At 62.7% G+C, this 26686-nt stretch carries 27 protein-coding genes; 11 read left to right on the top strand and 16 right to left on the bottom strand.

What is annotated here, in order from left to right; genetic code table 11:
- Positions 1–3: 3 nt before the first annotated feature.
- Positions 4–1059 (bottom strand): ABC transporter ATP-binding protein, encoded by a 1056-nt coding sequence (locus AB4Z43_RS14475; RefSeq protein ID WP_019857678.1) that lies wholly within the window; start codon positions 1057–1059, stop codon positions 4–6.
- Between the two features lie 284 nt (positions 1060–1343).
- Between AB4Z43_RS14475 and AB4Z43_RS14470 the strand changes: the two genes are divergently transcribed.
- The 4 genes from AB4Z43_RS14470 (at position 1344) to AB4Z43_RS14455 (ending at position 5459) form a co-directional block, all read left to right on the top strand.
- Positions 1344–3011 carry an ABC transporter substrate-binding protein gene (locus AB4Z43_RS14470; RefSeq protein ID WP_064982608.1) on the top strand — a complete coding sequence of 556 codons (1668 nt, stop codon included), beginning with the start codon at positions 1344–1346 and terminating at the stop codon, positions 3009–3011.
- Positions 3012–3100: 89 nt separating this feature from the next.
- The gene (locus AB4Z43_RS14465) at positions 3101–4231 is read left to right on the top strand and encodes a carbohydrate ABC transporter permease (RefSeq protein ID WP_019857676.1); all 1131 of its coding nucleotides are present in this window, start codon (positions 3101–3103) and stop codon (positions 4229–4231) included.
- A gap of 11 nt (positions 4232–4242) precedes the next feature.
- Positions 4243–5160, top strand: coding sequence for a carbohydrate ABC transporter permease (locus AB4Z43_RS14460; protein ID WP_019857675.1), 918 nt, complete (start codon positions 4243–4245; stop codon positions 5158–5160).
- A complete protein-coding gene (locus AB4Z43_RS14455) occupies positions 5157–5459 on the top strand; it encodes a hypothetical protein (protein ID WP_019857674.1) in 303 nt (100 codons plus the stop codon). The genes AB4Z43_RS14460 and AB4Z43_RS14455 overlap by 4 nt, the downstream gene beginning before the upstream one ends.
- 8 nt (positions 5460–5467) lie before the next feature.
- Here AB4Z43_RS14455 and AB4Z43_RS14450 read toward each other — a convergent pair whose 3' ends face one another.
- Both AB4Z43_RS14450 and AB4Z43_RS14445 read right to left on the bottom strand, forming a co-directional pair.
- Positions 5468–6211: a creatininase family protein gene (locus tag AB4Z43_RS14450; protein ID WP_019857673.1), complete on the bottom strand. Its 744-nt coding sequence runs from the start codon at positions 6209–6211 to the stop codon at positions 5468–5470.
- A 3-nt stretch (positions 6212–6214) separates the two neighbouring features.
- Positions 6215–6781, bottom strand: a complete 567-nt coding sequence (locus AB4Z43_RS14445; protein ID WP_441938030.1) for an SIS domain-containing protein — start codon at positions 6779–6781, stop codon at positions 6215–6217.
- Between the two features lie 165 nt (positions 6782–6946).
- Between AB4Z43_RS14445 and AB4Z43_RS14440 the strand changes: the two genes are divergently transcribed.
- Positions 6947–7969: an aldo/keto reductase gene (locus AB4Z43_RS14440; protein ID WP_038646337.1), complete on the top strand. Its 1023-nt coding sequence runs from the start codon at positions 6947–6949 to the stop codon at positions 7967–7969.
- 115 nt (positions 7970–8084) lie between these two features.
- Here AB4Z43_RS14440 and AB4Z43_RS14435 read toward each other — a convergent pair whose 3' ends face one another.
- The 4 genes from AB4Z43_RS14435 to clpP all read right to left on the bottom strand — a co-directional run bounded on the left by AB4Z43_RS14435 (position 8085) and on the right by clpP (position 13439).
- Positions 8085–8357 (bottom strand): HU family DNA-binding protein, encoded by a 273-nt coding sequence (locus AB4Z43_RS14435; RefSeq protein ID WP_006201846.1) that lies wholly within the window; start codon positions 8355–8357, stop codon positions 8085–8087.
- 197 nt (positions 8358–8554) lie between these two features.
- Positions 8555–10966: an endopeptidase La gene (gene lon / locus AB4Z43_RS14430; RefSeq protein ID WP_027046751.1), complete on the bottom strand. Its 2412-nt coding sequence runs from the start codon at positions 10964–10966 to the stop codon at positions 8555–8557.
- Positions 10967–11239: 273 nt separating this feature from the next.
- Complete coding sequence (gene clpX / locus AB4Z43_RS14425; RefSeq protein ID WP_010915651.1) at positions 11240–12514, bottom strand: ATP-dependent Clp protease ATP-binding subunit ClpX; 1275 nt, start codon at positions 12512–12514, stop codon at positions 11240–11242.
- A gap of 295 nt (positions 12515–12809) precedes the next feature.
- A complete protein-coding gene (gene clpP, locus AB4Z43_RS14420) occupies positions 12810–13439 on the bottom strand; it encodes an ATP-dependent Clp endopeptidase proteolytic subunit ClpP (protein WP_010915650.1) in 630 nt (209 codons plus the stop codon).
- 339 nt (positions 13440–13778) lie between these two features.
- Here clpP and AB4Z43_RS14415 point away from each other — a divergent pair, with 339 nt between their 5' ends.
- The gene (locus tag AB4Z43_RS14415) at positions 13779–14369 is read left to right on the top strand and encodes a hypothetical protein (protein WP_441938026.1); all 591 of its coding nucleotides are present in this window, start codon (positions 13779–13781) and stop codon (positions 14367–14369) included.
- On the opposite strand, the gene AB4Z43_RS14410 is transcribed toward AB4Z43_RS14415, so the two are convergent.
- Entirely contained in the window at positions 14366–15469 is a 1104-nt protein-coding gene (locus tag AB4Z43_RS14410) for an NAD(P)/FAD-dependent oxidoreductase (protein ID WP_441938024.1), read from the bottom strand. The two genes, AB4Z43_RS14415 and AB4Z43_RS14410, sit on opposite strands and share 4 nt — an antisense overlap.
- Before the next feature lie 103 nt (positions 15470–15572).
- Between AB4Z43_RS14410 and AB4Z43_RS14405 the strand changes: the two genes are divergently transcribed.
- Both AB4Z43_RS14405 and AB4Z43_RS14400 read left to right on the top strand, forming a co-directional pair.
- Positions 15573–16823, top strand: a complete 1251-nt coding sequence (locus tag AB4Z43_RS14405) for a cytochrome P450 (protein ID WP_441938022.1) — start codon at positions 15573–15575, stop codon at positions 16821–16823.
- A gap of 25 nt (positions 16824–16848) precedes the next feature.
- Positions 16849–17919 carry a hypothetical protein gene (locus AB4Z43_RS14400; protein WP_441938020.1) on the top strand — a complete coding sequence of 357 codons (1071 nt, stop codon included), beginning with the start codon at positions 16849–16851 and terminating at the stop codon, positions 17917–17919.
- Here AB4Z43_RS14400 and AB4Z43_RS14395 read toward each other — a convergent pair whose 3' ends face one another.
- The 6 genes from AB4Z43_RS14395 to AB4Z43_RS14370 all read right to left on the bottom strand — a co-directional run bounded on the left by AB4Z43_RS14395 (position 17920) and on the right by AB4Z43_RS14370 (position 22252).
- Positions 17920–18264: a cupin domain-containing protein gene (locus AB4Z43_RS14395; protein WP_027046750.1), complete on the bottom strand. Its 345-nt coding sequence runs from the start codon at positions 18262–18264 to the stop codon at positions 17920–17922.
- 6 nt (positions 18265–18270) lie between these two features.
- The gene (locus AB4Z43_RS14390) at positions 18271–19551 is read right to left on the bottom strand and encodes an O-acetylhomoserine aminocarboxypropyltransferase (protein ID WP_019857664.1); all 1281 of its coding nucleotides are present in this window, start codon (positions 19549–19551) and stop codon (positions 18271–18273) included.
- A gap of 160 nt (positions 19552–19711) precedes the next feature.
- Complete coding sequence (locus tag AB4Z43_RS14385; RefSeq protein WP_032929940.1) at positions 19712–20233, bottom strand: CoA-binding protein; 522 nt, start codon at positions 20231–20233, stop codon at positions 19712–19714.
- Positions 20230–21006: an AAA family ATPase gene (locus tag AB4Z43_RS14380; protein WP_441938017.1), complete on the bottom strand. Its 777-nt coding sequence runs from the start codon at positions 21004–21006 to the stop codon at positions 20230–20232. Before AB4Z43_RS14380 ends, AB4Z43_RS14385 begins: the two co-directional genes overlap by 4 nt.
- Positions 21006–21428, bottom strand: a complete 423-nt coding sequence (locus AB4Z43_RS14375; protein WP_441938226.1) for a VOC family protein — start codon at positions 21426–21428, stop codon at positions 21006–21008. The genes AB4Z43_RS14380 and AB4Z43_RS14375 overlap by 1 nt, the downstream gene beginning before the upstream one ends.
- A gap of 2 nt (positions 21429–21430) precedes the next feature.
- Positions 21431–22252, bottom strand: coding sequence for an enoyl-CoA hydratase (locus AB4Z43_RS14370; RefSeq protein ID WP_441938015.1), 822 nt, complete (start codon positions 22250–22252; stop codon positions 21431–21433).
- A gap of 155 nt (positions 22253–22407) precedes the next feature.
- Between AB4Z43_RS14370 and AB4Z43_RS14365 the strand changes: the two genes are divergently transcribed.
- The 3 genes from AB4Z43_RS14365 to rpsI all read left to right on the top strand — a co-directional run bounded on the left by AB4Z43_RS14365 (position 22408) and on the right by rpsI (position 24034).
- Positions 22408–22872, top strand: coding sequence for a PaaI family thioesterase (locus tag AB4Z43_RS14365; RefSeq protein WP_064982595.1), 465 nt, complete (start codon positions 22408–22410; stop codon positions 22870–22872).
- 213 nt (positions 22873–23085) lie between these two features.
- Positions 23086–23550 carry a 50S ribosomal protein L13 gene (gene rplM, locus AB4Z43_RS14360; protein WP_010915638.1) on the top strand — a complete coding sequence of 155 codons (465 nt, stop codon included), beginning with the start codon at positions 23086–23088 and terminating at the stop codon, positions 23548–23550.
- Position 23551: 1 nt separating this feature from the next.
- Complete coding sequence (gene rpsI / locus AB4Z43_RS14355) at positions 23552–24034, top strand: 30S ribosomal protein S9 (RefSeq protein ID WP_441938012.1); 483 nt, start codon at positions 23552–23554, stop codon at positions 24032–24034.
- A 62-nt stretch (positions 24035–24096) separates the two neighbouring features.
- On the opposite strand, the gene AB4Z43_RS14350 is transcribed toward rpsI, so the two are convergent.
- Both AB4Z43_RS14350 and AB4Z43_RS14345 read right to left on the bottom strand, forming a co-directional pair.
- A complete protein-coding gene (locus AB4Z43_RS14350; protein WP_064982594.1) occupies positions 24097–25479 on the bottom strand; it encodes an MFS transporter in 1383 nt (460 codons plus the stop codon).
- Between the two features lie 87 nt (positions 25480–25566).
- Entirely contained in the window at positions 25567–26625 is a 1059-nt protein-coding gene (locus AB4Z43_RS14345; RefSeq protein ID WP_441938009.1) for a glycerophosphodiester phosphodiesterase family protein, read from the bottom strand.
- Between the last annotated feature and the right edge of the window lie 61 nt (positions 26626–26686).

The raw sequence follows: 26686 nt of genomic DNA, 5'->3' as shown, positions 1-26686 counted from the left end.
AAATCAGAGACGCTTGCCGGTCTCGGCATCGAAAAGATGAATGTGGTCGAGCCTGGGCTTCAGGGTCAGCGTGTCGCCGGGCTTGAAGTCGTGGCGCTCGCGAAACAGCGCCACCATCTCGCGGTCGCCAAAGCGCAGGAACACAAGCGTTTCCGAGCCGGTCGGTTCGACCACCGAAATCTTCGCCGGTACGCCATCGGGATGGATTTCCAGATGCTCCGGGCGCACGCCATAGACGACGGCCTGCCCGTCCTGCGCGGCATTGTCGGCAATCGGGAACAATGTGCCTGATATGTCGACGCCGGGCTTGTCGCCCTTTCGCACAACGCCCTTGAGCAGGTTCATCGACGGCGAGCCGATGAAGCCGGCGACGAAGAGATTGGCCGGCCGGTCGAACAGCTCCAGCGGCGCACCGACCTGCTCGATGCGGCCATCGCGCATGACGACGATCTTGTCGGCCATTGTCATGGCCTCGATCTGGTCGTGGGTGACGTAGATCGTGGTGGTCTTCAGTCGCTGGTGCAGTTCCTTGATCTCGGTGCGCATCTGCACGCGCAGCTTAGCGTCGAGGTTGGACAGCGGCTCGTCGAACAGAAACACCTGTGGATTGCGCACGATGGCGCGGCCCATCGCGACGCGCTGGCGCTGGCCGCCGGAGAGCTGCCGGGGATAGCGCTTCAGATAGGGGTTGAGGTCGAGGATATCGGCGGCGCGCTTGACCCGCTCGGCGACCACGGCCGGATCGGTTTTCCGCAATTTGAGGGCAAAGGCCATGTTCTGCTCGACCGTCTTGTGCGGGTAGAGCGCGTAGTTCTGGAACACCATGGCAATGTCGCGTTTTGCCGGCGGCAAATGGTTGACGACGCGGTCGCCGATGGCGATCGTGCCGCCGGAAACGGTCTCCAGCCCGGCCACCATCCTGAGCAGCGTGGACTTGCCGCAACCCGAGGGGCCGACCAGCACCACGAACTGTCCGTCAGCGATGTCGACGCTGACTTCGTGCAGAACCTTGACGGTTCCAAACGCCTTGGCCACCTTGCTGATTGCGACTTGAGCCATCTCTCCCCCATCGGCTCCAACTGGCCGTAGGCGCAGAAGCTAACCAACGCGCCCTGTCAGGGCAAGTCGGTCTCTTATAGATAAAAACCGTTCTCGTTGACACGGCGTTTGGTTGCGAGAATAGTGGCGGGTGCTGGTCCAAATGTCGGCACCGATCCGCAGGGAATTTCAATCGACGCAGGGTGGGGTCCTGCCTAATTCGTATCCGAGCCGGTAGCACAGTTGTGCTTCAGCGTCCGACAGGTGGCCACATCCATTCACACTGATTCTGGGAGGAATAGTCGATGAGAACAGGTCTTTACGATAGGCTGGTCCGGGCCGGCGCCACGCGGCGCGACGTCTTGAAGGGTGCGGCCAGCATGGCCGCGATCGCGGCGGCATCCGGCGCCGGGCTTGGCGCCTTGACGCGCCCCGCTGCCGCCGCAAGCGAACTGCGCTCGAAGATCCTACAGATTCCCGGCGTTGGCAAAGGTCAGCCGACCGATGCCGATTTCCAGAAGGTCGGCGAACTCTGCCTCGAGGCCACCAAGGCCAATGTCAAGGAAGGCGAATTCGCCGGCGTCGAGCTGACCTTCATGGGCCTCAACAACCAGAACCTGCACAATGTGCTGTTCCGCGGCTTCCTGAAGCCATGGGAGGCCTATACCGGCGCCAAGATCAGCTGGATCGACCTGGCGCAGGCCGACTACAATGCCCGCCTTCAGCAATCGATCGCCACCGGCACCGTCGACTTCGACATCATCGAGATGGGCGCGCCCTTCGAAGGCGATGTCTGCGGCAAGGGGCTGACCTCGGAGATGCCCGACTGGGTCAAGAAGCAGATCGATTTCGACGACCTGGTCAACTACCTGAAGCCGCCGGTCGGCACCTGGGACGGCAAGCAGTATCGCGTCACCATCGACGGCGACACGCACAATTTCAACTACCGCACCGACGTGTTCGCCGATGCCGACCTCGCCAAGCAGTGGAAGGATGGCGGCGGTGAAGGCGAATGGGGCGTGCCGAAGACCTGGCAGCAGGTGCAGGCCGTCACCAAGTTCCTCAAGGGCAAGAAATTCAAGGGCCAGGACGTTTACGGCTATCTCGACGCGCCCAAGCCATGGGGCGGTTTCGGCTTCTACTTCCTGGGCAGCCGCGCCACCGCCTACGCCAAGCATCCCGACGACAAGGCCTGGCTGTTCGACGCCGACACGATGAAGCCGCGCATCAACAATCCGGCCTGGGTGCGCGCCATCCAGGACGTGATCGACGCGCTGCCGTCGGAACCGGCGGACCAGATCAACGCCGACCCGAACACCACCGGGTTCCAGCAGTTCCTGGCCGGCACCGGTTCGATGATCCCCTGGTGGGGCGACATCGGCTCCAACGTCAAGACCAACGATTCCTCGGTCATCGGCGATGTCACCGGCTTCTCGATCCTGCCGGGTTCGGACGATGTCTACAATTCCAAGACCGGCAAATGGGAGAAGCTCGCCAGCGGGCCGAACTATTCGCCGAACTGCGCCTATCTCGGCTGGGGCGTCTATGTCATGGCTCGCGTCGACAAGGACGAGAAGAAGAAAAAGGCGGCATGGTCCGCCGCCGCTCATCTCGGCGGCAAGGACCTGTCGATCTGGACGGCGATGTATCCGTCCGGCTTCCAGCCCTACCGCAATTCGCATTTCGACATTCCGGAATGGGTGGCGGCCGGCTACGACGAGGCCTTCATCACCTCGTATCTGAAGTCGGAAGGCGACAGCTACAACCATCCGAACGCGGCGATCGAGCCACGCATCCCCGGCATCTTCCAGTATTATTCCGCCGCCGAGGACATTCTGGCCAACACCTTCGCCGGCAAGATGAAGGCACAGGAAGGCGCCGATGCCATCGCCGCCGCCTGGGAAAAGCTCACCGACCAGATCGGCCGCGAAAAGCAGATCAAGCTCTACAAGGCCTCGCTCGGCCTGGCCTGATCGTAGCGTGAACCAGGGGTCCGGCGACGAAAGCCGCCGGACCCTGTCTTGACCGGCATCGCCGGTCGCGAAGTGCCTTCTGCAACTGGATGAGACGCGTGGCTGACCAGATTTTGCCCACCAATGATTGGCCGGCAAACGCCGTCCCATCCGACCTGATACCGCCAGGCCGCAAACGCTTGGGCTGGGCGGTGATGGCCGCCGCAACACTCGGCCTGCTGGCAACGATCCTCGTCCAGATCCTCTACAAGAGCGAAGTCGACACGATCGGCTTCGAGACATGGCGTCCGGTGGTCTATGCCTATGTGCTGTGGGGCGTGGCACTCGGCATCGGCCAGGTGCTGACGCGCGGCGAGGACGGCCAGCGCGCGCTGTTTCTGCTGCCGGCGCTGCTGTTCACCATCGCCATGGTGATCTTCCCGACGCTGTTCGGCTTCTACATCGCACTCACCGACTGGAACCTCTCCTCCTTCAGCGGCCGCAGGTTCAACGGGCTCGACAATTTCTGGCAGATGCTGGGCGATCCCTACTATCGCAACGCGCTGTTCAACATGGTGCTCTACGTGCTCGCCGTGCTGGTCGAATATGTCATCGCCTTCGGGCTGGCGCTGCTGCTCAACGCGCAGATCCGGGCGCGCAAATTCTTCCGCGTCGTCTTCCTGATGCCGCTGATGCTGTCCCCGGTCGCGGTGTCATGGATGATCGGCAAATCGCTGATGGAGTACCGGTTCGGACCGGCGGCAACACTGGCGCGCCATCTCGGCTGGGACAATCCCGCCTTCTTTTCCGATCCCATCATCGCCCGCATATCGATCATGATACTAGATGCCTGGACCTTCATCCCGTTCATGATGATCATGCTGCTCGCCGGCCTGCAGGCGATGTCGCGCGAGGTGCTGGAGGCCGCGCGCGTCGACGGCGCGACCACCTGGCAGACCTTCTGGCAGGTCACTTTCCCGCTGATGTTGCCGGTTTCGGTGACGGCGGTGATCCTGCGCATCATCTTCAAGCTGAAGCTGGCCGACATCATCATCACGGTGACCTCGGGCGGCCCCGGCGGCGCCACCGATTCCGTCTCCAGCTTCATCTACCGCGAATACCGCGACCGCTCCAATGTCGGCTACGGCACCATGCTGGCGATGGCCTATCTGGTCATCATCGTCGTGTTCGTGACCTGGCTGTTGAAGCTTGCCAACCGCTTCGTGCGCAACGTCAATTGAGTGGCCGGATCATGAGCGTTCAGACCACCGAATACACCGTCTCCGAAATCCGCTCTCCGGCGAGCTTCATCACCAGCCGCGTCTTCATCTATGGCGCGCTGGTGTTCTGGGCCTTGATCTGCCTGTTCCCGATCTACTGGACGATAACGACCTCGTTCAAATCGGCGGTCGACGTCACCCAAGGCCATCTGATCCCCTTCGTCGACTTCCAGCCGGACTGGAAAGGCTGGCGCTCGCTCGGCCTGTCGCCGGATTCGATCTTCCAGACCTCCACGGTGCGCGATGAGTTCTTCAAGCGCTTCATGAACTCGGTCATCACCTCGGTCGGCGCGTCGAGCCTCGCCATCGTCATCGGCAGCCTCGCCGCCTACGGCCTCACGCGCTACCGCTACAAGTTCGCCTGGTTCAAGAACGAGGACATCTCCTTCTTCTTCCTGTCGCAGCTGATCCTGCCGCCCGTGGTGCTCGCTCTGCCCTTCCTGGTGCTCTACCGCGAAGTCGGCCTGCTCGACACGCGCATCGGGCTGATCCTGCTCTACACGCTGATGGTGCTGCCGATCGTCATCTGGATCATGCGCGACCAGTTCAACTCCATCCCGGTCGAGCTGGAAGAAGCAGCGCTCGTCGACGGCCTGTCGATCTGGGGGGCGTTCTTCCGCATCGTCATGCCGATCGCGCTGCCGGGCATGGTCGCCGCCTTCATCCTGGCAATGGTGCTGTGCTGGAACGAATATTTCTTCGCTGCCCTTCTGACCTCGACCGATGCCAAGACCATCCCGGTCATGGTGGCGAGCCAGACCGGCTCGCAAGGCATCAACTGGTGGTCGATGGCAGCCCTTGCCACCGCCGCGATCGCGCCGCTGGCGGTCATCGGCATCGCGCTGGAACGCTATCTCATCATGGGCATGACGGCGGGAGCTGTGAAGTGACGAACCAATACTGGTTCGCACGCAACATCCGCGCCGGCTACAAGGGCTACGACCGCTACGGCAAGGGCGTCATGCCGATCGCCTGGCAAGGTCGAGCCGTCATCGCCGGCTTCGTGCTGGCCATGCTGTGCGGCGGCCTGGTCATGGCCCTGGAGGGATTCTACGCCAACCACCTCGGGCTTGGCATAGCCCTCTATGTCGGCCTGGCGATAGCCGGCGCCGGGACGTTCATCTGGGCCGTTGCCACCAAGAGCGATCCGGGGACAGGTCGATTGCCGATTACCGGGCGGAGCGGCTGAAAAAACCTTTAGGCCTTCAGGATAGCGCGCAGGTGATCCATGATCATGGCGACGCCCTTGTCCCCAAGCTCAGCCGACGCATCCTTGGCGCTCGCCGTATACCAGCTGGTATTGTCGGCGAAGCGGGCGGCATCGACCGCCTCCGGACACAGCGCCAGCATCAGTGATGTCTCGCCGATGCCGGCATGGTCGAACGGGTACTTGCCGTTCATGGCGGCCGGCATCAGCGGATGCACCTGCACCCAGTTGAAGAAATTTTCACCGGCGGCGTGTCCGGCATAATAGTCGGCCATCGTCTCGGAACCCCACCACCCCTCGCCGCGCTGTTTCTCGAGGAAACGGAAGATCGCCTGGCGGCCGGCGGTCTTGAAGGCGAGATCGGTCGGCATGCCGGCGGCGAAATTCTCGGTCTGGTGGTGGATGATGGCGTGGATGTTGCGGAAACCGACGCGCAGCAGGCTGTAGAACAGTTCCTCGCCGAACGGCGCCAGCTGGTTGCCGCCGACCTGCACCGAGCCAGTGCCTTCCGGCGGCGCCACTGCGTAGCTCGCAGCACCGTAGTAGAAGGGCGGCAGGATGACGACATCCCTCTCCTTCTCGAACAGCTCCAGCGTCTTGATGACGGCCAGCGTGTCCATGCCGACAGCCATATGCTCGCCATGGTATTCGAGCACGCCGAGCGGCAGGGCGACCGGCCAATTCTCGGCGATCGCTTGGCGGATCTGGTGCGGCAGCATCAGTTCATAGCGCATGATCTATTCCATATTGGTGTGGCGTGCGCGCATGGCTTCGGGCGAAGCACCAATCAGGGATTTGAGCTTCAGCACCATCACCTCGAACAGCAGGAACAGCGCCCCTTCGAACAGCGAGCCCATCGGCAGGACCGAAGTCTTTTGCGGCCCCTGATCATTGGCCATGGTCTGGGCCGGAATGAGCAGCGTGGCATCGGCCAACCCCGCCGCGCTGCCGCCGGACTGGGCGGTGAGCAGCAGATTGGTCGCGCCGGCATCGCGCGCGACACGCATCAAGGTCAGCACCGTCGAGGTTTCTCCCGGCCCGGAACTGGCCAGGAAGACGTCGCCAGGCCCCAGTGGCGGCATGGTCATGTCGCCAACCACCGCGACCGGCAGACCGAGATGGTAGAGCCGCATGGCGAAACCCTTGACCTGCAAGGCCTCGCGGCCGCAGCCATAGACGACGATCTGCCTCGCTTCGGCCAGAAGCTTGCAGGCGACGTCGATCTGGCTGTCATCCACGCGCGCCAGCACGCAGCCGAGTTCGTCGAGCGCGGTCTTGAACAGATTTTCGTCCTGGTCGCTCACGACAAACCCACCCTCGAAATCCTCCTCGGATTTTTTACGAACAGCTTGATTTCATTCATGCTAGCAACCGCGAAAATGCGTGTCCAACGCCGCGCAACGCTTTTGCCTAATCACAGGCGTGATAGTGTCATGTCAGACAAATCAACCCCGGGAAAATTGCAAGACATGAAGACACGGCATTTCGACCGCATCGGCAATGGCGGCCTCACCTTTACGGAGCTCGGCTTCGGCACGGCACCGCTCGGCAATCTCTACCGCGCCGTTTCGGACGAGGATGCCAAGGCCACGCTCGACGCCGCCTGGGAGACCGGCTGCCGCTACTACGACACCGCGCCGCTCTACGGGCTTGGCCTGTCTGAAACACGCCTCAACCCCTTCCTGCGCGGCAAGAAGCGCGACGACTATGTGCTGTCGAGCAAGGTCGGCCGCCTCATGCGCGCCTGCCCGCCGGAGCAGCGCACCGGCATCGGCAAGTTCTTCGACACGCCATCACGCCAGGAGGTCTACGACTACAGCTATGACGGCGTCATGCGTTCGTTCGAGGCCTCGCTCGAGCGGCTTGGCGTCGACAGGATCGACATACTGTTCGTGCACGATGTCGACATCTTCACCCATGGCAGCAAGGAGGCGTCCGACCGGCGCATCGAAGAATTCATGCGCTCGGGCTACTATGGACTGCTGTCGCTGCGCGACCAGGGCGCGATCAAGGCGTTCGGCGGCGGCATCAACGAATGGCAGGTTGCCCAGACATTGGCCGAGCGCGGCGATTTCGACCTGTTCCTGCTTGCCGGGCGCTACACGCTGCTGGAACAGGAGGCGCTGACGTCCTTCCTGCCGCTCTGCCAGAAGCGCGGCATCGGTATCGTCCTTGGCGGCCCCTACAATTCCGGCATCCTGGCGACAGGACCCAAGCCCGGCGCCTATTACAACTATTCCGAGGCGCCGAAGGACATTCTCGGGCGGGTCGCCGGCATCGAGGCTGTCTGCAAACGCCATGGCGTCAGGCTGATCGAGGCGGCGCTGCAGTTTCCGCTGCTGCATTCCTCTGTCGTCTCGGTGATCCCAGGCGGCCAGCGGCCGAGCGAAGTGGAAGGCAACCGGGCACTGCTCGACGCGAAACTGCCGGCTGCGCTGTGGGCCGACCTCAAGAAGGAGGGCTTGATGCGCGACGACGCGCCGACCGCATAGGAGCTTTGCCGCCCCCAATTCGGGCCAAAAAATGAAAAGCCGGGTACCGGCGTCGGGCACAAAAAATGAAAAGCCGGGCAAGCCCGGCTTTTCTGTCTCTGAAAAGAAAAAACGCTTAGTTGACTGCGTCCTTCAGGCCTTTGCCGGCCGAGAACTTCGGCACGGTGCGTGCCGGGATCTTCACTTCGGCGCCGGTCTGCGGGTTGCGGCCGGTCGAGGCCGCACGCTTTGACACGGTGAAATTGCCAAAGCCGACAAGCCGGACATCGCCGCCCTTCTTCAGTTCGCCGGTGATGACGGAAAACACCGCATCGACCGCCGACTGCGCGTCACCCTTCGAAATGCTCGCGGCGTCGGCGACAGCGGACACCAGTTCGTTCTTGTTCATAAAAATTCCCTTCCATGAGAACACCGGAACTAACGACTCATCCGGCAGGAAACGGACTTTAGAAAGAAGCGCTGCCGCAACCAAGTCGAAAAGCCCGGAAAAAGTGGAAAAAAGCCCGGAAATCCGGGGTTTTTCACATGAAAAAGCCGGGCGCGAGGCCCGGCTTTCCGTTTGTGCACTGCAACCTTAGAAAGAATCTAATGTGCAAGCGACTTTCCAGCGTCATCGGCACTGTCGGTCGTGGCCGGCGGATTGACCGGTTCGACCCATTCGATCGGCTCCGGCATACGCACCAGCGCATGGCGCAACACCTCACCGACGCGCGAGACCGGAATGATCTCCATGCCGTTCTTCACATTGTCCGGAATCTCCGCCAGATCCTTGGCGTTGTCTTCCGGGATCAGCACCTTCTTGATGCCGCCGCGCAGCGCGGCGAGCAGTTTCTCCTTGAGGCCGCCGATCGGCAAGATGCGGCCGCGAAGCGTTATCTCGCCAGTCATCGCCACATCGGCCCGGACCGGAATGCCCGTCAGCACCGACACAATGGCTGTCGCCATGGCAGCACCAGCGGACGGACCATCCTTCGGCGTGGCGCCTTCCGGCAAGTGCACGTGGATGTCGCGCTTGTCGAACAGCGGAGGCTCGATGCCGAAATCGAGGGCTCTTGAGCGGACATAGGAGGCCGCCGCCGAGATCGATTCCTTCATCACATCGCGCAGATTGCCGGTCACCGTCATGCGGCCCTTGCCGGGCATCATGACGCCTTCGACCGTCAGCAGTTCACCGCCGACTTCCGTCCAGGCAAGACCGGTGACGACACCGACCTGATCGTCAGCCTCGACCTGACCGAAACGATAGCGCTGGACACCAAGGTAATCGGCGAGGTTCGCCGCCGTGATGCTCACCGTCTTCTTCTTCGTCTTCAGGATCTCGGTCACGGCCTTGCGCCCGAGCTTCATCAGCTCGCGCTCCAGGCTTCTGACACCCGCTTCACGGGTGTAGGTCTGGATGATGGCACGGATCGCATCCTCGCCGACGGAGAATTCCTTCGGCTGCAGCGCGTGATCGCGGATCACCTTCGGCATCAGGTGCCGCTTGGCGATTTCGATCTTCTCGTCCTCGGTGTAGCCGGCGATACGGATGATCTCCATGCGGTCCATCAAGGGCGCAGGGATGTTCAGCGTATTGGCCGTCGTCACGAACATCACGCTCGACAGGTCGTATTCGACCTCGAGGTAATGGTCCATGAACGTCGAGTTCTGCTCGGGATCGAGCACCTCGAGCAGCGCCGACGACGGATCGCCACGGAAGTCCTGGCCCATCTTGTCGATCTCGTCGAGCAGGAAGAGCGGGTTGGACTTCTTCGCCTTCTTCATCGACTGGATGACCTTGCCGGGCATCGAACCGATATAGGTGCGCCGATGGCCACGGATTTCGGCTTCGTCACGCACGCCGCCGAGCGCCATGCGGATGAATTCGCGGCCGGTCGCCTTGGCGATCGACTTGCCAAGCGAAGTCTTGCCGACGCCGGGAGGGCCGACAAGGCACAGGATCGGCCCCTTCAGCTTCTTCTGGCGGCTCTGGACGGCCAGATACTCGACGATGCGGTCCTTGACCTTGTCGAGGCCGAAGTGATCGGTGTCGAGCACGTTCTGGGCGTAGGCCAGGTCCTGCTTGACCTTGGAGTTCTTGCCCCACGGGATCGACAGCAGCCAATCGAGGTAGTTGCGCACGACGGTCGATTCCGCCGACATCGGCGACATCGTCCTCAGCTTCTTCAACTCGGCTTCCGCCTTTTCGCGGGCTTCCTTGGAGAGCTTGGTCTTCTTGATGCGCGCCTCGATCTCGGCGGCCTCATCGCGGCCGTCCTCGCCCTCGCCGAGCTCCTTCTGGATCGCCTTCATCTGCTCGTTGAGGTAGTACTCGCGCTGCGTCTTCTCCATCTGGCGCTTGACGCGCGAGCGGATGCGCTTCTCCACCTGCAGGACGGAGATTTCGGCTTCCATGAAGCCCATCGCCTTTTCCAGCCGCTCCTTGACCGAGAGCGTGGCCAGCATTTCCTGCTTTTCAGGGATCTTGATGGCGAGATGCGAGGCAACCGTATCGGCGAGCTTGGAATAGTCGTCGATCTGGCTGGCGGCACCCACCACTTCAGGCGAGATCTTCTTGTTCAGCTTGACGTAGTTCTCGAAGTCGGTGACGACCGAGCGGGCCAGCGCCTCAACCTCGACCTCCTCCTCTTCCGGCTCGACCAACGCGGTGGCGCGGGCCTCGTGGAAATCGGGACGGTCGGTGAACGAAACGATCTTGGCACGCGAAGCGCCCTCGACCAGCACCTTGACGGTGCCGTCGGGCAGCTTCAGCAATTGCAGCACATTGGCGAGCGTGCCGATGTCGAAGATGGCATCGGGCTCGGGATCGTCATCGGCAGCATTCATCTGGGTGGCAAGCAGGATCTGCTTCTCCTGACCCATCACCTCTTCCAGCGCCTTGATCGACTTTTCGCGCCCGACAAAGAGCGGAACGATCATGTGCGGGAACACCACGATGTCGCGCAGTGGGAGAACTGCGAAGACGCCGTCGCTGGGAGCCTTGGATATTTTGGCCATTGTCCAACCTTTCATGTCGCGGTCGCCATCAGGCCAACCGCGAATCTTATATTAACGACCGGGGATCGTTCCGCCTACCACCGTTTGTGACGGGAGTTTTACAGCACAGAAATCGGGCACCTCGGCCTTCTCGTGTTAGGTGGATGCAAGCAGGGCAAAGATCAAGAGTTAACATCGCCTGCAATCCACTCCATCGCCGAGGTCGCGTGCTCTACACAGCAAAACGGCGCCGCGACGGCGCCGTTCCACAAAAATATGCGGTGAAGTGCCATTTCAGGCACTGACGTTGCCCTTCTTTTCCTTCTGTTCGGAATAGATGTAGAGCGGCCGGGCGCTGCCGGTCACCACTTCTTCCGAAATCACCACTTCGCGCACGCCTTCGAGCGCCGGCAGTTCGAACATGGTGTCGAGCAGGATCGCTTCCATGATCGAGCGCAGGCCGCGCGCGCCGGTCTTGCGCTCGATGGCGCGCTTGGCGATAGCCGACAGGGCGTTCTCGTGGAAGGTCAGGTCGACATTTTCCATCTCGAACAGCCGCTGGTACTGCTTGACCAGCGCGTTCTTCGGCTCGGTCAGGATCTGGATCAGCGCCGGTTCGTCGAGGTCCTCCAGCGTCGCCAGGACAGGCAGACGGCCGACGAACTCCGGAATGAGGCCGAACTTCAGGAGGTCCTCGGGCTCGACCTGGCGGAAGATGTCACCGGTGCGGCGGTCCTCCGGCGAGGCGACCGTGGCGCCGAAACCGATCGAGGTCTTGCGGCCGCGATCCGAGATGATCTTGTCCAGGCCGGCAAAGGCGCCGCCGCAGATGAACAGGATGTTGGCGGTGTCGACCTGCAGGAATTCCTGCTGCGGATGCTTCCTGCCGCCCTGCGGCGGCACGGAAGCGACAGTGCCTTCCATGATCTTCAGCAGCGCCTGCTGCACGCCCTCGCCGGACACGTCGCGGGTGATCGAGGGATTGTCGGACTTGCGCGAAATCTTGTCGATCTCGTCGATGTAGACGATGCCGCGCTGGGCGCGCTCGACATTGTAGTCGGCCGACTGCAGGAGCTTCAGGATGATGTTCTCGACGTCCTCGCCGACATAACCGGCTTCGGTCAGCGTCGTGGCGTCGGCCATGGTGAAGGGCACGTCGATGATGCGGGCCAGCGTCTGCGCGAGCAGCGTCTTGCCGCAACCGGTCGGGCCGATCAGCAAGATGTTGGACTTGGCCAACTCGACATCGTTGTTCTTGCCGGCATGCGCGAGACGCTTGTAGTGGTTGTGGACGGCCACCGACAGCACGCGCTTGGCGTAGGGCTGGCCGATGACATAGTCGTCGAGAACCTTGAGGATCTCCTGCGGTGTCGGCACGCCCTCGCGCGACTTCACCATCGAGGTCTTGTTCTCCTCGCGGATGATATCCATGCAGAGTTCGACGCATTCGTCGCAGATGAAGACCGTCGGACCGGCGATCAGCTTGCGCACCTCATGCTGGCTTTTGCCGCAAAACGAGCAATAAAGCGTGTTCTTCGAGTCACCGCTGTTGTTGCCGACCTTGCTCATTTCCCTGTCCTTTCATCGCCGCCCGCCGATGGTCTGGCTGAAAGGGCGCATACTCTATTTATCGCGGGAATCCGCCGCCGCCAGTGTCCCGGCTCCCGCAACGTATTCCGTACGAAACACAAATCAGAAAACGTGGCAATGATTCGCAGCAACCCCACACAAAGCTAAGCCGTCGAAAATCAACATAGCCTTAACGTAGGCAATCCCGACCGTCGAGGGAACAGCCAATTGTGGCCGAAATGCCGCAAGACGCGCCAAAAGCGCGTGATGGTGTCATCCAACTGCCACCAAGCCCTTATGCCACGGCGCTCTCAGCCGGCTCGCGCGACGAAATGACCTTGTCGATGAGGCCGAAATCCTTGGCTTCGTCGGCGGTCATGAAATGGTCGCGGTCGAGCGTGCGTTCGATCTCCTCGTAGCTCTTGCCGGTGTGCTTGACATAGACCTCGTTGAGACGGCGCTTCAGCTTGACGATATCCATGGCGTGGCGCTCGATGTCGGAGGCCTGGCCCTGGAAGCCGCCGGACGGCTGGTGAACCATGATGCGGGCGTTCGGCGTGGCGAAACGCATGTCCTTGTGGCCGGCGGTCAGAAGCAGCGAGCCCATCGAGGCCGCCTGGCCGATGCAGAGCGTCGATACAGCCGGCTTGATGAACTGCATGGTGTCGTAGATCGCCATGCCCGAAGTGACCACGCCGCCCGGCGAATTGATGTAGAGGTTGATTTCCTTCTTCGGATTCTCGGCTTCCAGGAAAAGAAGCTGCGCGCAGACCAGCGTCGCCATGCCGTCCTCGACCGGACCGGTGATGAAAATGATGCGCTCCTTGAGGAGGCGCGAGAAGATGTCGTAGGCCCGCTCGCCGCGATTGGTCTGTTCGACCACCATCGGAACGAGGTTCATGTAGGTTTCGACGGGGTTTTTCATCGGTTATCTCTTATCTCGCGGTGGGATTCCGGCGCCGGGAATGCTGGCAGATCGGGCAGAATCGGTTCTGGATCGTTGTTCCGTAGATAGGATGCCGGCTCATCCTTGTGCAAGGCCGACCCGTCCTAGCCATCTGGGTAAGTCGAATCAAGCTTTACGGCCAAGGATTCGCATCGCTGACGCCTGCACCGGTTCCGGAGCAGACGGTACCGGGCCGCAACGTAGCAGTTTCTTAACCGCGTCACTTAACGAAATGCGCCGAAACCGCTTTTCTCAGCGGCGTCTTCCCCTACAATTCAACGTTGAACTTGTGCCTACGGTTCAAACAGGGGGAGTGTCATGTTCAGGAGAAGCGCATCCTTCGCCATTGCCGGGCTGGCCATGCTTGGCACGACTTCGCAGACGGCGGCCGGCGGCCGCGCCGTGGAATGCTACGAACCGGTCCACACGCCTGACGTCTACGACACGGTCTATGAAGACGTGATGGTCAGTCCGCCCGGCCAGCAGGTCGACTACACCCCGCCGATCTACGGCACACGCGAACGCGTGGTGATGACGGTTCCGGCACAAGTGACCTACGAGGTCGTGCCTGCCGTTACCCGCACCGTCTACCACACGGTGAGGGTCGATGGCGGCGGCTATTCCTGGGAATGGCGCGTCATCCATGGTCGCAGGGTTCTGTGCAAGATCTGGCACAAGGCGCGCTACGAACGCGTCGCCGAGACGGTGGTGATCCAGCCGGAGCGCACAAGGCGCGTCGTCATTCCGGCGCAATACGACCAGATCGCCGAGGAAGTGCTGGTGCGGCCGGAGCGAAGGCGCATCATCGATGTCCCTGCCTCCTACCAAACCGTCGCGCGGCGCGTGGTGGTCAGAGAAGGGTCGTCTGGCTGGCGGCGCGTGCATATTCCGAGGCACTGCCAGGACTAGGCCACCTCCGCCCGCAGCCACGCCTTCAGGCCGTCGATATCGCCATCGCCGACAGCCGCCGCAACGCGCCTGCCGACCGCCGCGCCGAACTTGTAGCCATGGCCTGAGCAGGCCGAGACAACAAGGCACTTACCTTTCGCATGCGCCATGAATTTTTCGTCGGCGGTGAAGGTGTAGGCGCAGGTGACCACCTCGGTCACCTCATACTCCTGGATGCGGGCGATCGGTGGCGAAAAGAGGTTGCGGATCGCCTCCCCCTCGCCCGGCACAGGCTGACGGTTCCAGTCGGCGTCGCTGGTCGGCACCCTGTGCAGACCTGAGCCGAATTTCATGCCGGCGCCGCCGGAAGGCGGGATCACGTAGCCGTCGACCGCGCCGCCGACGTCGAGGACGACCGGTGCCGCCTCCCAGGCCGCCTTCAGGTCGGCCGGCGGTTCGGCATAGGCAAGGGCTGTCCGATAGGTCTTCAGTTCACCGTCCAGTTCCGGAAACAGTTTCAGCACCCAGGCGCCAGCAGCGACGACGATGCGGTCGGCCTGCATGGTCTCGCCGCTTTCGAGCACGATGCGGCCAGTTTCGGAGTCGATCGCGGTCACCTTGCTGTGTTCGTAGACATTGGCGCCATTGGTACGCAGCCAGGCGGCAAGGCCGGAAGCGATCTTGCGGCAATGGAGCGCGCCGCCTTCCGGCGAATAATAGGCATAGCGGAACGTGCCCGGCTCGATGAAAGGCCAGCGCTTGACGGCGGCGTCTGGTTCGAACAGTTCGAAGGGAAAATTCCCCTCTTCCAGGCCCTCGCGGTATTCCTCGGCCTCGTCGCCCGGTTCGCGCGAAATGCAGACGAATCCGCGCGCATCAAGGTGGCTTTCGCCGAGATCGGTCCACATCTCGTCCCAGGCCTCGTAGGCTTCGGTGATCAGCCGGCCATAGCCGCTTCGGGCGCGGTAGGCGCGGCGGATGATGCGGTGATGATCGCCGGACGCGGCCAGCGGATTGGGAATCGGCCCCTGCTCGACGATCGACACGCTGTGGCCGGCCTTGACCAGCGACCACGCCGTGGAAAGACCGGCAATCCCCGCGCCGACAACGATCACGTTCATCGTTCACGCCTTCCGCAGCCGCATTGGCTGGCTCAATTCATTGGAGTGCGGGCGCCAACATACGGTCTGGAATGAGGCTGGCAAGCCGCGCTATGGGTCTGGCATGACCAATTCGACGCTCCCCTATCTTGCCTTTGATCCAGCCACTCGCCAGTTGCGGCTCGACCCGCACGAGCCGGCTTTCTTCCTGAACCCGTACGAGGCCTACGCCTTCCTGCACGGCGTCTCGAACGCCTTCTTCTGGGAGGAATTCGGCTTCTGGTGCTTTGGCGGCTTCGACGATGTCAACCGGCTGCTACGCGACCGCCGCTTGGGCCGCCAGAACCCGGCCGGCATTCCCGACAGCCGTGGTGTTAGCCAGGACCGCAGCCATCTCAAGGCGTTCGACGGCATTGAAGCCAACTCCATGCTCGAATTGGAACCGCCGGTGCACACGCGGCTGAGAACGCTGGTCAACCGGGCCTTCGTCTCGCGCCAGGTCGAGCGGCTGCGGCCGCGTGTCGAGGCGCTCGCCAACGAGCTGATCGACCGCTTTGACCCGGCCGGGCCGGTCGACCTGCTTCCCGCCTTCGCCTCCCCCCTGCCGATCACCATCATCGCCGAAATGCTCGGCGTGCCGGTCGAGATGGGGCCGCAACTGCTCGACTGGTCGCATCAAATGGTCGCCATGTACGTTCATGGCCGCACGCGCGAGACCGAGGAGACGGCCAATCGCGCCGCGGGCGAATTCACCGATTTCCTGCGCGGCTACATTATCGAGCGACGCAAGAACCCCGGCGACGATCTGCTGTCGCTGCTGATCTCGGCACAGGAGGACGGCCAGAGGCTGTCGGAGGACGAAATGGTGTCCTCGGCCATACTGCTGCTCAATGCCGGCCATGAAGCGACCGTGCATCAGGCCGGCAACGCGGTGCGCTCGATCCTGGCGCAAGGCGGCGATCCCAGCCGCTTCTTCACCTCGGCGGAAGCGACAGCCGCAACCGTCGAGGAATGCCTGCGCTTCGACGCGCCGCTGCACATGTTCACGCGCTACGCCTACCAGGAAATCGAGATTGCGCCCGGCATCGTCGTGCAGCCGGGCCAGACCATCGGGCTTTTGCTCGGCATGGCCAATCATGATCCGCGCGCCTTTGCCGAACCGCAGGCCTTCCGGCCGGACCGGAGCGACCAGAAGAACGTGTCCTTCGGCGCCGGCATCCATTTCTGCATCGGCGCGCCGCTGGCCCGGCTGGAATTGCAGGTGTCGCTGAAGACTTTGTTCGAGCGGCATCCGCGGCTGCATCTTGCCGAACAGCCTCGCTTCCGCGACACTTACCACTTCCATGGGCTGGAAATGCTCGCCGTCGACTTCTGAACGATCGCGGGCCTGGGGCTGCGCGATGAGACTGTTCTGGAGACCGGCGACGGCGTTCGCATTGGCGTTTCTATGCGCCAGCCTGGGCACGGCGCGTGCCCAGCAACAGCCGGAGAACATCCCGTGGGAGAACAGCATGGCCATCGCGCAGAAGATGGCGATAGGCCTCCTGGAGCGGCAGACCGGATCGAAGGGCCTGCCGCTGGCATCCTTCGCCATCGAGGTCGATCTCAATCTTGACGGCTTGCCTGAGATCTTCGCCTACCGCTATGCGCCGGGCTGCGACGGCGTCAATTGCGGCAACTTCCTGTTCGTCCTGGAAGGCGACAGCTATCAGGAGGTTCTCGGCGACATTCCCGGCGCGCGGCTGGTGCCGCAGGACAAGATCGCGCTCAGCCCCTTCAAACGGAACGGCTTTTTCGACATCCAATCCGACACGATGACTATCGGCTGGGGCGGAAAGCGCTATGTCGACGCTTCCACCCTTCCCGCTTCGACGCTTGATGGCACCGCTTTCGTGGCGGCCTGCCAGAAAAACAAGTTGAGCGAACAGCCGTCGCAGGGTGAAACGGAGCAGGTGAGCGCCGCTTGCCAATGCCAGTTCAACCGATTCCAGAAGGTCGGCTTCACGCAGGCCGACCTTGACGCCTATGCGGCCTCACTCATGGGCGCAGATTTCGACTATCCGATAGGCGACAAGGAGGATGCCTGGCTCGCTCTATCGAAAAGCGCCCAGGACGTCGCCACGGGCTGCGAGGTCGCGAGCGGCAAAAGCCAATGGCCGCCGGCCTATTTCGACCATGGCGACCAGCCGCAGCAGAAGCTGAATTTCGGCGCCTTTCTCGACGCCTGCCGGGCGCAGGATTTCATCATGACCAACCACAAGATTGGCTCGCCCGATCGCGCGCTCGCACTATGCGGCTGCGTCGCCCGCGAAATCCCGACCTATGGCGTCAGCCAGCAGGGGCTCGACCTCCTGGCGCAATATTATCGAGACGAGATCACGGACGCCGATATCGAAGCCCAGGACGCCGATCTGCTGACCGCGCATGACAAGGCGTCGGAAGCCTGCCTAAGCCAGTTTCCGGCGAAGTGATCACAGCTTGATCACATACTCCTTGCGGGTGGTTTCAAGCACTTCCCAGCTGCCCTTGAAGCCCGGCCTCAGCACGAAACTGTCACCCGACTTGACCGTGCGCGCTTGCCCACCGTCTTGCGCGATCACCGAAACGCCGGACAGGATGTGGCAGAATTCCCACTCGTCATAAACGATGCGCCATTTGCCGGGAGTCGATTCCCAGATGCCGGCATAGAGGCCGCCGTCCCGCTCCTCGACGTTCCAGGTGCGGAATTTTGGATCGCCCGAGATCAGGCGATCCGGCGCGGGCGCGCCGGATTCGGGTTCGACGCTCTTGGTGTCGACGGAAAGAAAAGCGGCCATCAGCAATCAAACCTTGGCGAGTGCCTGTTCGAGGTCGGCGACAATATCGGTGACGTCCTCGATGCCGATCGAAAGCCGCACGGTGTCCGGGCCGGCGCCGGCCTTGACCTTCTGCTCGTCGGAGAGCTGGCGGTGCGTGGTTGACGCTGGATGGATGACCAGCGACTTGGTGTCGCCGACATTGGCCAGATGCGAGAACAGTTCCAGCGCCTCGACGAATTTGACGCCGGCCTCGTAGCCGCCCTTGAGGCCGAAGGTGAAGACGGCGCCGGCGCCCAGCGGTGAGTATTTCTTCTGCAGCGCGTTGTTCTTGTCGCTGGGCAGGCCGGGGTAGTTCACCCAGGCGACCTTGGGGTGGTTGGAGAGCCAGCCGGCGACCGTGACGGCGTTGTCGCAGTGACGCTGCATGCGCAGCGGCAAGGTTTCCAGGCCAGTCAGGATGAGGAAGGCGTTGAAGGGCGAGATCGCCGGGCCGAGATCGCGCAGGCCAAGCACGCGCGCAGCGATGGCGAAAGCGAAATTGCCGAAGGTTTCGTGCAGGACGAGGCCGCCATATTCGGGGCGCGGTTCCGACAGCATCGGGTACTTGCCCGACTTCGACCAGTCGAAGGTGCCACCATCGACAATGACGCCGCCGATCGAATTGCCATGGCCGCCGATGAACTTGGTCAGCGAATGCACGACGATATCGGCGCCGTGCTCGATCGGACGGATCAGATAGGGCGAGGCCAGCGTGTTGTCGACGATCAGCGGCAAGCCATGCTTGCGGGCGATGTCGCCGATCTTCTCGATGTCGACGAAAGTGCCGCCCGGATTGGCCAGGCTCTCGATGAAGATCGCCTTGGTCCTGTCGTCGATCTGGCTCTCGAAGGTCGAGATGTCGTTGGTGTCGGCCCAGCGCACTTCCCAGCCATAATTCTTGAAGGCATGACCGAACTGGTTGATCGAGCCGCCATAAAGCCTTGTCGCGGCGACGAAATTGTCGCCCGGCTGCATCAGATTGTGGAAGACGATGACCTGCGCGGCGTGGCCGGATGCGACCGCGAGGGCAGCCGTGCCGCCTTCGAGTGCGGCGACGCGCTCCTCGAGCACGGCCTGCGTCGGGTTCATGATACGGGTGTAGATGTTGCCAAACGCCTTCAGGCCGAACAGGGACGCGGCGTGGTCGGCATCATCGAAGACGAAGGAGGTCGTCTGGTAGATCGGCGTGGCGCGCGCGCCGGTGGCCGGATCGGGCTTGGCGCCGGCATGGACGGCGAGCGTGTTGAAACCGGGCGTACGGGTCACTTAAAACCTCCCTCGAGAACCTTCTGAAAATCGCCGAGCATTCTTGGCGAAGCCGGGCATGGAATGCAAAGAAGAAAATACCCTTCGGCGTGGGACCTTCGACCAAGCTGCAGGAAAATACGGCGCTAGCCGGAATAATTTTGCGCTTCTCGCTCGCGGCCTATTTCTGGCGCACGCCGAAACTCTGGAAGCCCTGGCGCATCAGCGGCTTCTTGGACGACAGCACCCCGGAATTGACACCAGTCCAGCCGATCTCGCCGGAGAGCTTGCCGTATTCGATCTTGGGGCAGCGGTTCATCACCACCTTGATGCCGGCGGCCTCGGCGCGAGCGGCGGCCTCGTCATGGCGCACACCGAGCTGCATCCAGATGACTTTCGGCAAGGGATCGAGCCGCAATACCTCGTCGACGATGCCCGGCACCGCGGTCGCGGCGCGGAAGATGTCGACCATATCGATCGGCTCCGGAATATCGGCCAGACTGGCATAGGTCATCCGGCCGAGGATTTCCTTGCCGGCCTGGCCCGGATTGACCGGAAACACCGAAAAGCCCTTGGCCAGCAGGTATTTCAGCACGAAATAGCTCGGCCTGACGTCATTGGCCGACGCGCCGACCATGGCGATGGTCTTTACCGAATTGAGGATGCCGGCGATGTAGGTGTTGTCGTAGCTATCGTGATTCATGCCTCGTCCTCATACAACGCCTCGGCGAGAAAACCATCCGGGTCGTTGCTGAAATCGCGCAACATGCGGAAGTGGTCCGTATTACGAAAGTCGGCGGGCTCGAGCCCGAAGCGGCTGATGCGGAACAGCCGCGCGCCGGGACAAGCCATCAACAATGGCGAGTGCGTCGCCATGATCACCTGCGCGGTGCCGGACTGGTCCATGCGCCGCAGCATCTTCAGCAGCTCGATCTGGCGCGACGGCGAAAGCGCGCTCTCGGGCTCGTCGAGGATGTAGATGCCTTGCCTGCGGCAGCGCTCCTCGAAGAAGCGGATGAAACCCTCGCCATGCGACCAGGACAGGAAATCCGGCGGCGTCCCGCCCGATTCCCTAGCTGCCTCGTCGAGGTAACGGGCAACGGAATAGAAGGATTCGGCGCGGAAGAACCAACCCGCGGTAACCTTCGGCAGCCAGTGGCAACGAAAATTGTCGGCCAGTGCGGCACCGCTCTTGTCGATGGCACGAGAGTGGTCGACCGGGCGGTAACCCTTGCCGCCGCCGGCCTCGTCATAGCCGGCCAAAGCACCAATCGCTTCCAGCAGCGTCGATTTGCCGGTGCCGTTCTCACCGACGATGATGGTGATCGGCGTGGTGAATTCGAGTTCGAAGTCACGGCCGCGAAACAGCGGCAGGTTCCAGGGATATTTTTCCCAGTCCGCGACCCGCGCTGGGTCAAGCAGGACGCGCTTGAGGTATGGTGCCTTGAGCCGCGTCAGCTGTTTGCGGTAAGCCATCACCCGGGCAACGAAATCGTGCCGTCTTGCGCGATCGGAAAGGCCGGATTGTGCGCCACTTCCCAGATGTGCCCGTCCGCATCGGCGAAATAGCCGTACCAGCCACCCCAGAAGGCGCGGCCGGCCGGCTTGACGATACGGCCGCCGGCTTTCTCGGCCATGGCGAGCACCTCGTCGACCTCGGCGTCGGAGCGGGTGTTGTAGGCGAGATAGACGGCGGACGGCGCTCCGGCGAATGTAATGCCGGAATCCGCCTCGGCACTGGCGCGCGGGAACAGCCCGAGAATGACCCCGCCCATCTGGAAGAAGGCGACGCCGTCGGTGATCGCGGCATGCCGTTGCAGACCCATGGCTTCGTAGAAGCGCACGGCGCGATCGAGATCGTCCGTGGCGATGGTGACGATGGAGATGCGCGGCTCCACGGCTACTCGTCCGTCCATTCCGGCTTGCGCTTGCCGATGAAGGCGCCGATGCCTTCCTCGGCGTCCCGCGCCAACATGTTCTCCACCATGACGCGGCCGGTATAGGCATAGGCGTCCGCCAGGCCCATTTCGGCTTGCGCGTAAAAGGCCTCCTTGCCGGTCTTGACCACCAAAGATGATTTGGAAGCAATGGTTTGCGCGTATTTGGTGACGATCTGATTCAGGTATTCGCGCGGCACGACGCGGTTGACCAGGCCGAACTCCTTGGCGGTTGCCGCGTCGATCGTCTCGCCGGTCAGCAGCATCTCCATCGCCTGCTTGCGCGAGACGTTGCGCGACAGCGCCACCATCGGCGTCGAGCAGAACAGGCCGATATTGACGCCCGGCGTGCAGAAGGTCGCCTCATGCGAGGCGATCGCCAGGTCGCAGCTGGCGACAAGCTGCAGGCCGGCGGCCGTCGCGAGGCCGTCGACTTCTGCGATGACCGGCACGGGATGGCGCACGATCGCCTGCATCAGCTGGGAGCAAGCGGCGAATGTCTCTTCGAAGAAAGCCTTGCCGCGATCGGCGTCGGCGCGGCGCGCGGTCATTTCCTTGAGATCATGGCCGGCACAGAACACTTTCCCGGCCGCCGACAGGATGATGACACGAACCGCCTTGTCAGCCCTGGCGCGGTCGAGCTCCGCCGTCAGCGCCGCCATTACCGCTAGCGACAGAGCATTGGCCGGGGGATTGGCGAGGGTGAGCCGCAGCAGGCCCTTGTCCAGCCTGGTCGTGACCGGCCCCTCGGCAGCAACAGGCTTGATGGCAAGTATTTCGGCCATGGCTAAGGTCTCCGCGATTCCGGTCGGGCTTACGGACTATCTAATATCGGATCGGCTTTCATCCAACACCCATCGCTTGCGCCAGAAGGCCGAAGATGTTGCCAGCAACGCCCTGCCGCGTTCATACAGGCTTGGCGTAAAAGCGAGAGACCGACATGCCCGCCCAGACCAACCTCAAGCCGATGCTGACCGCAGCACAAGTCAATGTGCTGATGGAAACCGTCTATCCCCAGCTCAACGAGCAGTTCAAATATTATGAGGCCATCGACGTTTTCCCAGGCGGCTGCACCGTGCGGCTCAATGCCGGCGAGCGGCATTTGCGTCCGGGCGGCACGGTGTCCGGTCCATCGCTGTTCACGCTGGCCGACATTGGCGGCTATGTCTGCGTGCTTTCCCATGCCGGGCCGGATGCGCTGTCCGTGACGGTTAACCTCGACATCAACTTCGTGCGCAAGGCCGAGGCCGGGCCGATCGATGGCCATTGCCGCATCCTGAAGCTGGGAAAGAGCCTGATGGTGTTCGACATCGACATCGTCGCCGGCCCGCAAGCACACACGATCGCGCACGCCACCGGCACCTATTCGATCCCACCGAAGCGCACCGGCGATGTGGTAAAATAATACCTTTTTACTAGGCTATTGTTTTTACTTCCGTTTCTTCGCTAGATGGCTTTTTGATCGGCTTGACGCGCAATTCCCCGTCGCCTATAAGCCCTCACGAAGCAGCGGCCCGCAAAGGCCGCCGTTTTGTTATTGGCGGCGGGCAAGCGTCTTCGCCAATCCAAGCAACAAGAAACGCCTTCTCTTTGAAGGTCAAAACCGAGAGCAGAAAACATGACAACCTTTTCGCAGAAGCCTGCGGATGTGGTGAAGAAGTGGATCCTGATCGACGCCGAGGGTCTCGTCGTCGGCCGTCTCGCCACTGTCATCGCCAATCATCTTCGCGGCAAGCACAAGCCGACCTTCACCCCACATGTCGACGACGGCGACAATGTCATCGTCATCAATGCCGACAAGGTGGTGTTCACCGGCAAGAAGTTCACCGACAAGGTCTATTACTGGCATACCGGCCACCCCGGCGGCATCAAGGAGCGCACCGCGCGCCAGCTGCTCGAGGGTCGCTTCCCCGAGCGCGTCGTCGAGAAGGCCGTTGAGCGCATGGTCCCGCGTGGTCCGCTCGGCCGTCGCCAGATGAAGAACCTGCGCGTCTATGCAGGCGCCGAGCATCCGCATGTCGCCCAGCAGCCAGAAGTCCTCGACGTGGCCAAGCTGAATTCCAAGAACAAGAAGGTCGCATAAGATGGCTGAGCTTTCCTCGCTCGCAGAACTGGGCGCCGCCACCGGCAACACCAATACGCAGGCCGCGGCACCCGTCCACGTCCAGAAGCTCGACRAGTCGGGCCGCGCCTATGCCACCGGCAAGCGCAAGAACGCCATTGCGCGCGTCTGGGTGAAGCCGGGTTCCGGCAAGATCGTCGTCAACGACAAGGAATTCGCGACCTATTTCGCGCGTCCGGTCCTGCAGATGATCCTCAACCAGCCGATCATCGCCTCCAACCGTTCGGGCCAGTATGACATCGTCGCCACCGTCGTCGGCGGCGGCCTCTCCGGCCAGGCCGGCGCGGTGCGTCACGGCATCTCCAAGGCGCTGACCTACTACGAGCCGGCGCTGCGCGCCGTGCTCAAGAAGGGCGGCTTCCTGACCCGCGACAGCCGCGTCGTCGAGCGCAAGAAGTACGGCAAGGCGAAGGCCCGCCGCTCCTTCCAGTTCTCGAAGCGCTAAGCGCTCCGCAGTTTGGGCAATCGAAAGGCCGCCTCCGGGCGGCCTTTTTGCATTGCGAATCCCTATCCTGCGGAATGATCCGCGTCGCGGATGAACAGGAAGGCGCAGAGCGCCGAGAACGCCACGGCGAGCGCGGAGGCGAGGAAAGCAAGCTGCATGCCCTGGATCGTGCCCAGCGCCAAAGCGGAGCCGAACAGCGCGACGCCGATCGCCCCACCCGACTGGCGCACCGTGTTGAGCACGCCCGAGGCTGTTCCCGACATTGCCGTCGGCACGGACGACAGCAACGCCGTGGTCATGGCGGGCACCGCAAGACCGATGCCGACCGGCAGAAACAGCAGCCGCCACAGCAGCGACAGATAAGAGGTGTCGGCCTGGATCAGCGCCATCAGGCCGAAACCGGCCGCGCCGATAAGCAGGCCGATCGCCATCGGCAACCGAGGGCCATACGTCGCGGCGATGCGTCCGGCGGCAATGTTCGACACGGTGACCGCCGCCATGAACGGCAGGAAGGCGAGCCCGGTCATTTCAGGCGAAAAATGCCTTTCCTGCTGGAAATAGAGGCTGAGCATGAAAATCGTGCCGTAGAGCGTCAGATTGACCGCCAGTCCAACGAGGCTGGTCGCCGCCGGCACGCGGCTGGCAAATAGCTTCAGTGGAAACATCGGCGCCTTGGTCCGGCTCTCGACCAGCAGGAACAGGCTTCCGGCCACTGCAGCCACGGCCAGTCCGCCGATAACCGGCAATGAAGCCCAACCGGACGAGCCGGTTTCGATGAAGGCGCCGGTCAGCGAAAACAGCGTCAGCACGACAAGCCCCTGCCCGGCCCAGTCGATCGGCGGCTTTTCAGCCTTCAGCGGCGTTTCGCGTAGAAACTGGTAGGCCATCCAGATGGCAAGCGCGCCGATGGGCAGGTTGACCAGGAAGATGCTTGCCCAGCCGAGCGACCCGACCATGAAGCCGCCGAGCACCGGCCCGGCCGAAAGCGCAACACCGCCTGCCGCCGTCCACAGGCCGACGGCCCGCGCGCGGCGCGCCTTGTCCGAAGCGTAGGCACGGTTGAGCAGCGCCAGCGAACACGGCATCAGCAAAGCCGCACCCGCGCCTTGCACGGCGCGCGCCGCGATCAGCACCCAAGGGCTCCCTGCCAGGCCACAGACCAGCGAGGCGATGCTGAACAGCGCCATGCCGCCGACGAACACCCGGCGGGCGCCGATCCTGTCGCCGAGCGCACCGCCGGCTAGCAGCAACGAGGCGAAGGCAAGCGTGTAGGCATCGACCACCCATTGCAGGCCGCCTATGCCCATCGAAAGTGCAGCGCCGATCCTGTTGAGGGCGAGATTGACGATGGAGACATCGAGCTGCACCACCACGAACCCGAGACTGGTCGCGGCGACAGTGGCGGCATAGGTGGCGCGGGGCTTGGAAACGATGGTGTCGGTCATGCCTTGGCATAACGGCTTCTCGCTGACACCGTTCCGTCAGGAGAGGCCAGCCTGCGACAACCAGTCAGGGATGCCGATCCCGGCAAATCAATTGATGCTGGCGGTCGCGGCGGGTTCGATGCGTTCGCCCGTCCCGGCATACTGCACGCGGTAACCGTTCGCCGCCAGCCAATCGATGGCCGCCTTCGGTTCGTCGGTCTGGATGATGGTGGCGCCGCGATCGGCCCAGAAACCCCAGGCTTCGCGCGGCAGGCTGGCCTGGACCGCCAATTCGTCGCCACGGCCGCCTGCGAGAAACCCGCCGGGCTTGTTGACGATGGCATAAGTGTCGGCCCAGATGTGCCAGTTGCCCCGCACCGCGGCCGCGCGCATGCGCGTGCTGAACAGCGGTCCGCCGGTTTCGGTCAGCGTCTCGGCGCCAGCCCGCCAGTTGATCAGCTCGATCGCGCGCGGCGAGAAGGCGTGGTCGACCGTTTCGGCGAAACCGGCATCATGCACCGCGTCATCGGCGATGATCGGCATGAACTGGACGCCGCCGCCGATCGCGGCCATGGCGGCCTTCACCGTGGCAATCCTGGTCTGGTTCCAGAGGTTCTCCTTGACGATGACCTGGTCGGCCATGCCGAGATCGCGCGCCACCGCGATCATGCCCGGCAGGTCGCCGACTTCGAGCTTGTTGTCGAGATTGATCAGGATCCGGTCCCTGGTCGCCAGCAGCATCTCGCGCAGCGTCGAAACCCTCTCGTCGGTGACGGCGCGGGTGCCCTCGATCACCAAGCGGCAGGTCTTCAGTTCGGCCAGCGTGTATTTTGCCACCTCGCCGTTGCAGGTGGTGGTGCGGTCGAGCCAGCTGTCATGCATGACGACGAACGCGCCGTCCTTCGAGCGCCTGATGTCGACCTCGACGATCTCGGCGCCCATGGCGATCGAGCCTTTGACGGCGGCGAGCGAATTTTCCGCATAAAGCGTCTTGCCGGCCTGCATACTGCCTGCGCGATGGGCGGCCACCATGACATGGTCGCGCCACTGGTTGGCATGCTCGAAACGGTCGAGGATCTGCCTGGCGCGGCTTTCGTCCGCAAAGGCCTGACCGGAGACGGCCGCAAGGGTCGTGCAAAGCAGAAGGCTCAGCCAGATCGTCCGCATTCGAGAATCGCTCCTTGCCGGATCGAAGCCGGGATAGGCGATGCCCGTGACATCTGGGTGA

Source organism: Mesorhizobium sp. 2RAF45 (genome assembly GCF_052115225.1).
In the GTDB taxonomy this organism is placed as follows: domain Bacteria; phylum Pseudomonadota; class Alphaproteobacteria; order Rhizobiales; family Rhizobiaceae; genus Mesorhizobium; species Mesorhizobium jarvisii.
The sequence above is the reverse complement of the archived record's forward strand: the minus strand, read 5'-3'. Positions and strand labels throughout refer to the sequence as shown.

Excerpts from the sequence above, each read along its gene's own strand:
- AB4Z43_RS14440 (WP_038646337.1), top strand. The coding sequence starts at position 6,947 with ATGAAGACACGGCATTTCGACCGCATCGGCAATGGCGGCCTCACCTTT.
- AB4Z43_RS14460 (WP_019857675.1), top strand. The coding sequence starts at position 4,243 with ATGAGCGTTCAGACCACCGAATACACCGTCTCCGAAATCCGCTCTCCG.
- AB4Z43_RS14385 (WP_032929940.1), bottom strand. The coding sequence starts at position 20,233 with ATGAATCACGATAGCTACGACAACACCTACATCGCCGGCATCCTCAAT.
- AB4Z43_RS14470 (WP_064982608.1), top strand. The coding sequence starts at position 1,344 with ATGAGAACAGGTCTTTACGATAGGCTGGTCCGGGCCGGCGCCACGCGG.
- AB4Z43_RS14370 (WP_441938015.1), bottom strand. The coding sequence starts at position 22,252 with ATGGCCGAAATACTTGCCATCAAGCCTGTTGCTGCCGAGGGGCCGGTC.
- AB4Z43_RS14365 (WP_064982595.1), top strand. The coding sequence starts at position 22,408 with ATGCCCGCCCAGACCAACCTCAAGCCGATGCTGACCGCAGCACAAGTC.
- AB4Z43_RS14415 (WP_441938026.1), top strand. The coding sequence starts at position 13,779 with ATGTTCAGGAGAAGCGCATCCTTCGCCATTGCCGGGCTGGCCATGCTT.
- clpP (WP_010915650.1), bottom strand. The coding sequence starts at position 13,439 with ATGAAAAACCCCGTCGAAACCTACATGAACCTCGTTCCGATGGTGGTC.
- AB4Z43_RS14350 (WP_064982594.1), bottom strand. The coding sequence starts at position 25,479 with ATGACCGACACCATCGTTTCCAAGCCCCGCGCCACCTATGCCGCCACT.
- AB4Z43_RS14380 (WP_441938017.1), bottom strand. The coding sequence starts at position 21,006 with ATGGCTTACCGCAAACAGCTGACGCGGCTCAAGGCACCATACCTCAAG.
- AB4Z43_RS14400 (WP_441938020.1), top strand. The coding sequence starts at position 16,849 with ATGAGACTGTTCTGGAGACCGGCGACGGCGTTCGCATTGGCGTTTCTA.
- rplM (WP_010915638.1), top strand. The coding sequence starts at position 23,086 with ATGACAACCTTTTCGCAGAAGCCTGCGGATGTGGTGAAGAAGTGGATC.
- AB4Z43_RS14345 (WP_441938009.1), bottom strand. The coding sequence starts at position 26,625 with ATGCGGACGATCTGGCTGAGCCTTCTGCTTTGCACGACCCTTGCGGCC.
- clpX (WP_010915651.1), bottom strand. The coding sequence starts at position 12,514 with ATGAGCAAGGTCGGCAACAACAGCGGTGACTCGAAGAACACGCTTTAT.
- AB4Z43_RS14435 (WP_006201846.1), bottom strand. The coding sequence starts at position 8,357 with ATGAACAAGAACGAACTGGTGTCCGCTGTCGCCGACGCCGCGAGCATT.
- AB4Z43_RS14395 (WP_027046750.1), bottom strand. The coding sequence starts at position 18,264 with ATGGCCGCTTTTCTTTCCGTCGACACCAAGAGCGTCGAACCCGAATCC.
- AB4Z43_RS14465 (WP_019857676.1), top strand. The coding sequence starts at position 3,101 with ATGAGACGCGTGGCTGACCAGATTTTGCCCACCAATGATTGGCCGGCA.
- AB4Z43_RS14405 (WP_441938022.1), top strand. The coding sequence starts at position 15,573 with ATGACCAATTCGACGCTCCCCTATCTTGCCTTTGATCCAGCCACTCGC.
- AB4Z43_RS14410 (WP_441938024.1), bottom strand. The coding sequence starts at position 15,469 with ATGAACGTGATCGTTGTCGGCGCGGGGATTGCCGGTCTTTCCACGGCG.
- AB4Z43_RS14450 (WP_019857673.1), bottom strand. The coding sequence starts at position 6,211 with ATGCGCTATGAACTGATGCTGCCGCACCAGATCCGCCAAGCGATCGCC.
- AB4Z43_RS14475 (WP_019857678.1), bottom strand. The coding sequence starts at position 1,059 with ATGGCTCAAGTCGCAATCAGCAAGGTGGCCAAGGCGTTTGGAACCGTC.
- lon (WP_027046751.1), bottom strand. The coding sequence starts at position 10,966 with ATGGCCAAAATATCCAAGGCTCCCAGCGACGGCGTCTTCGCAGTTCTC.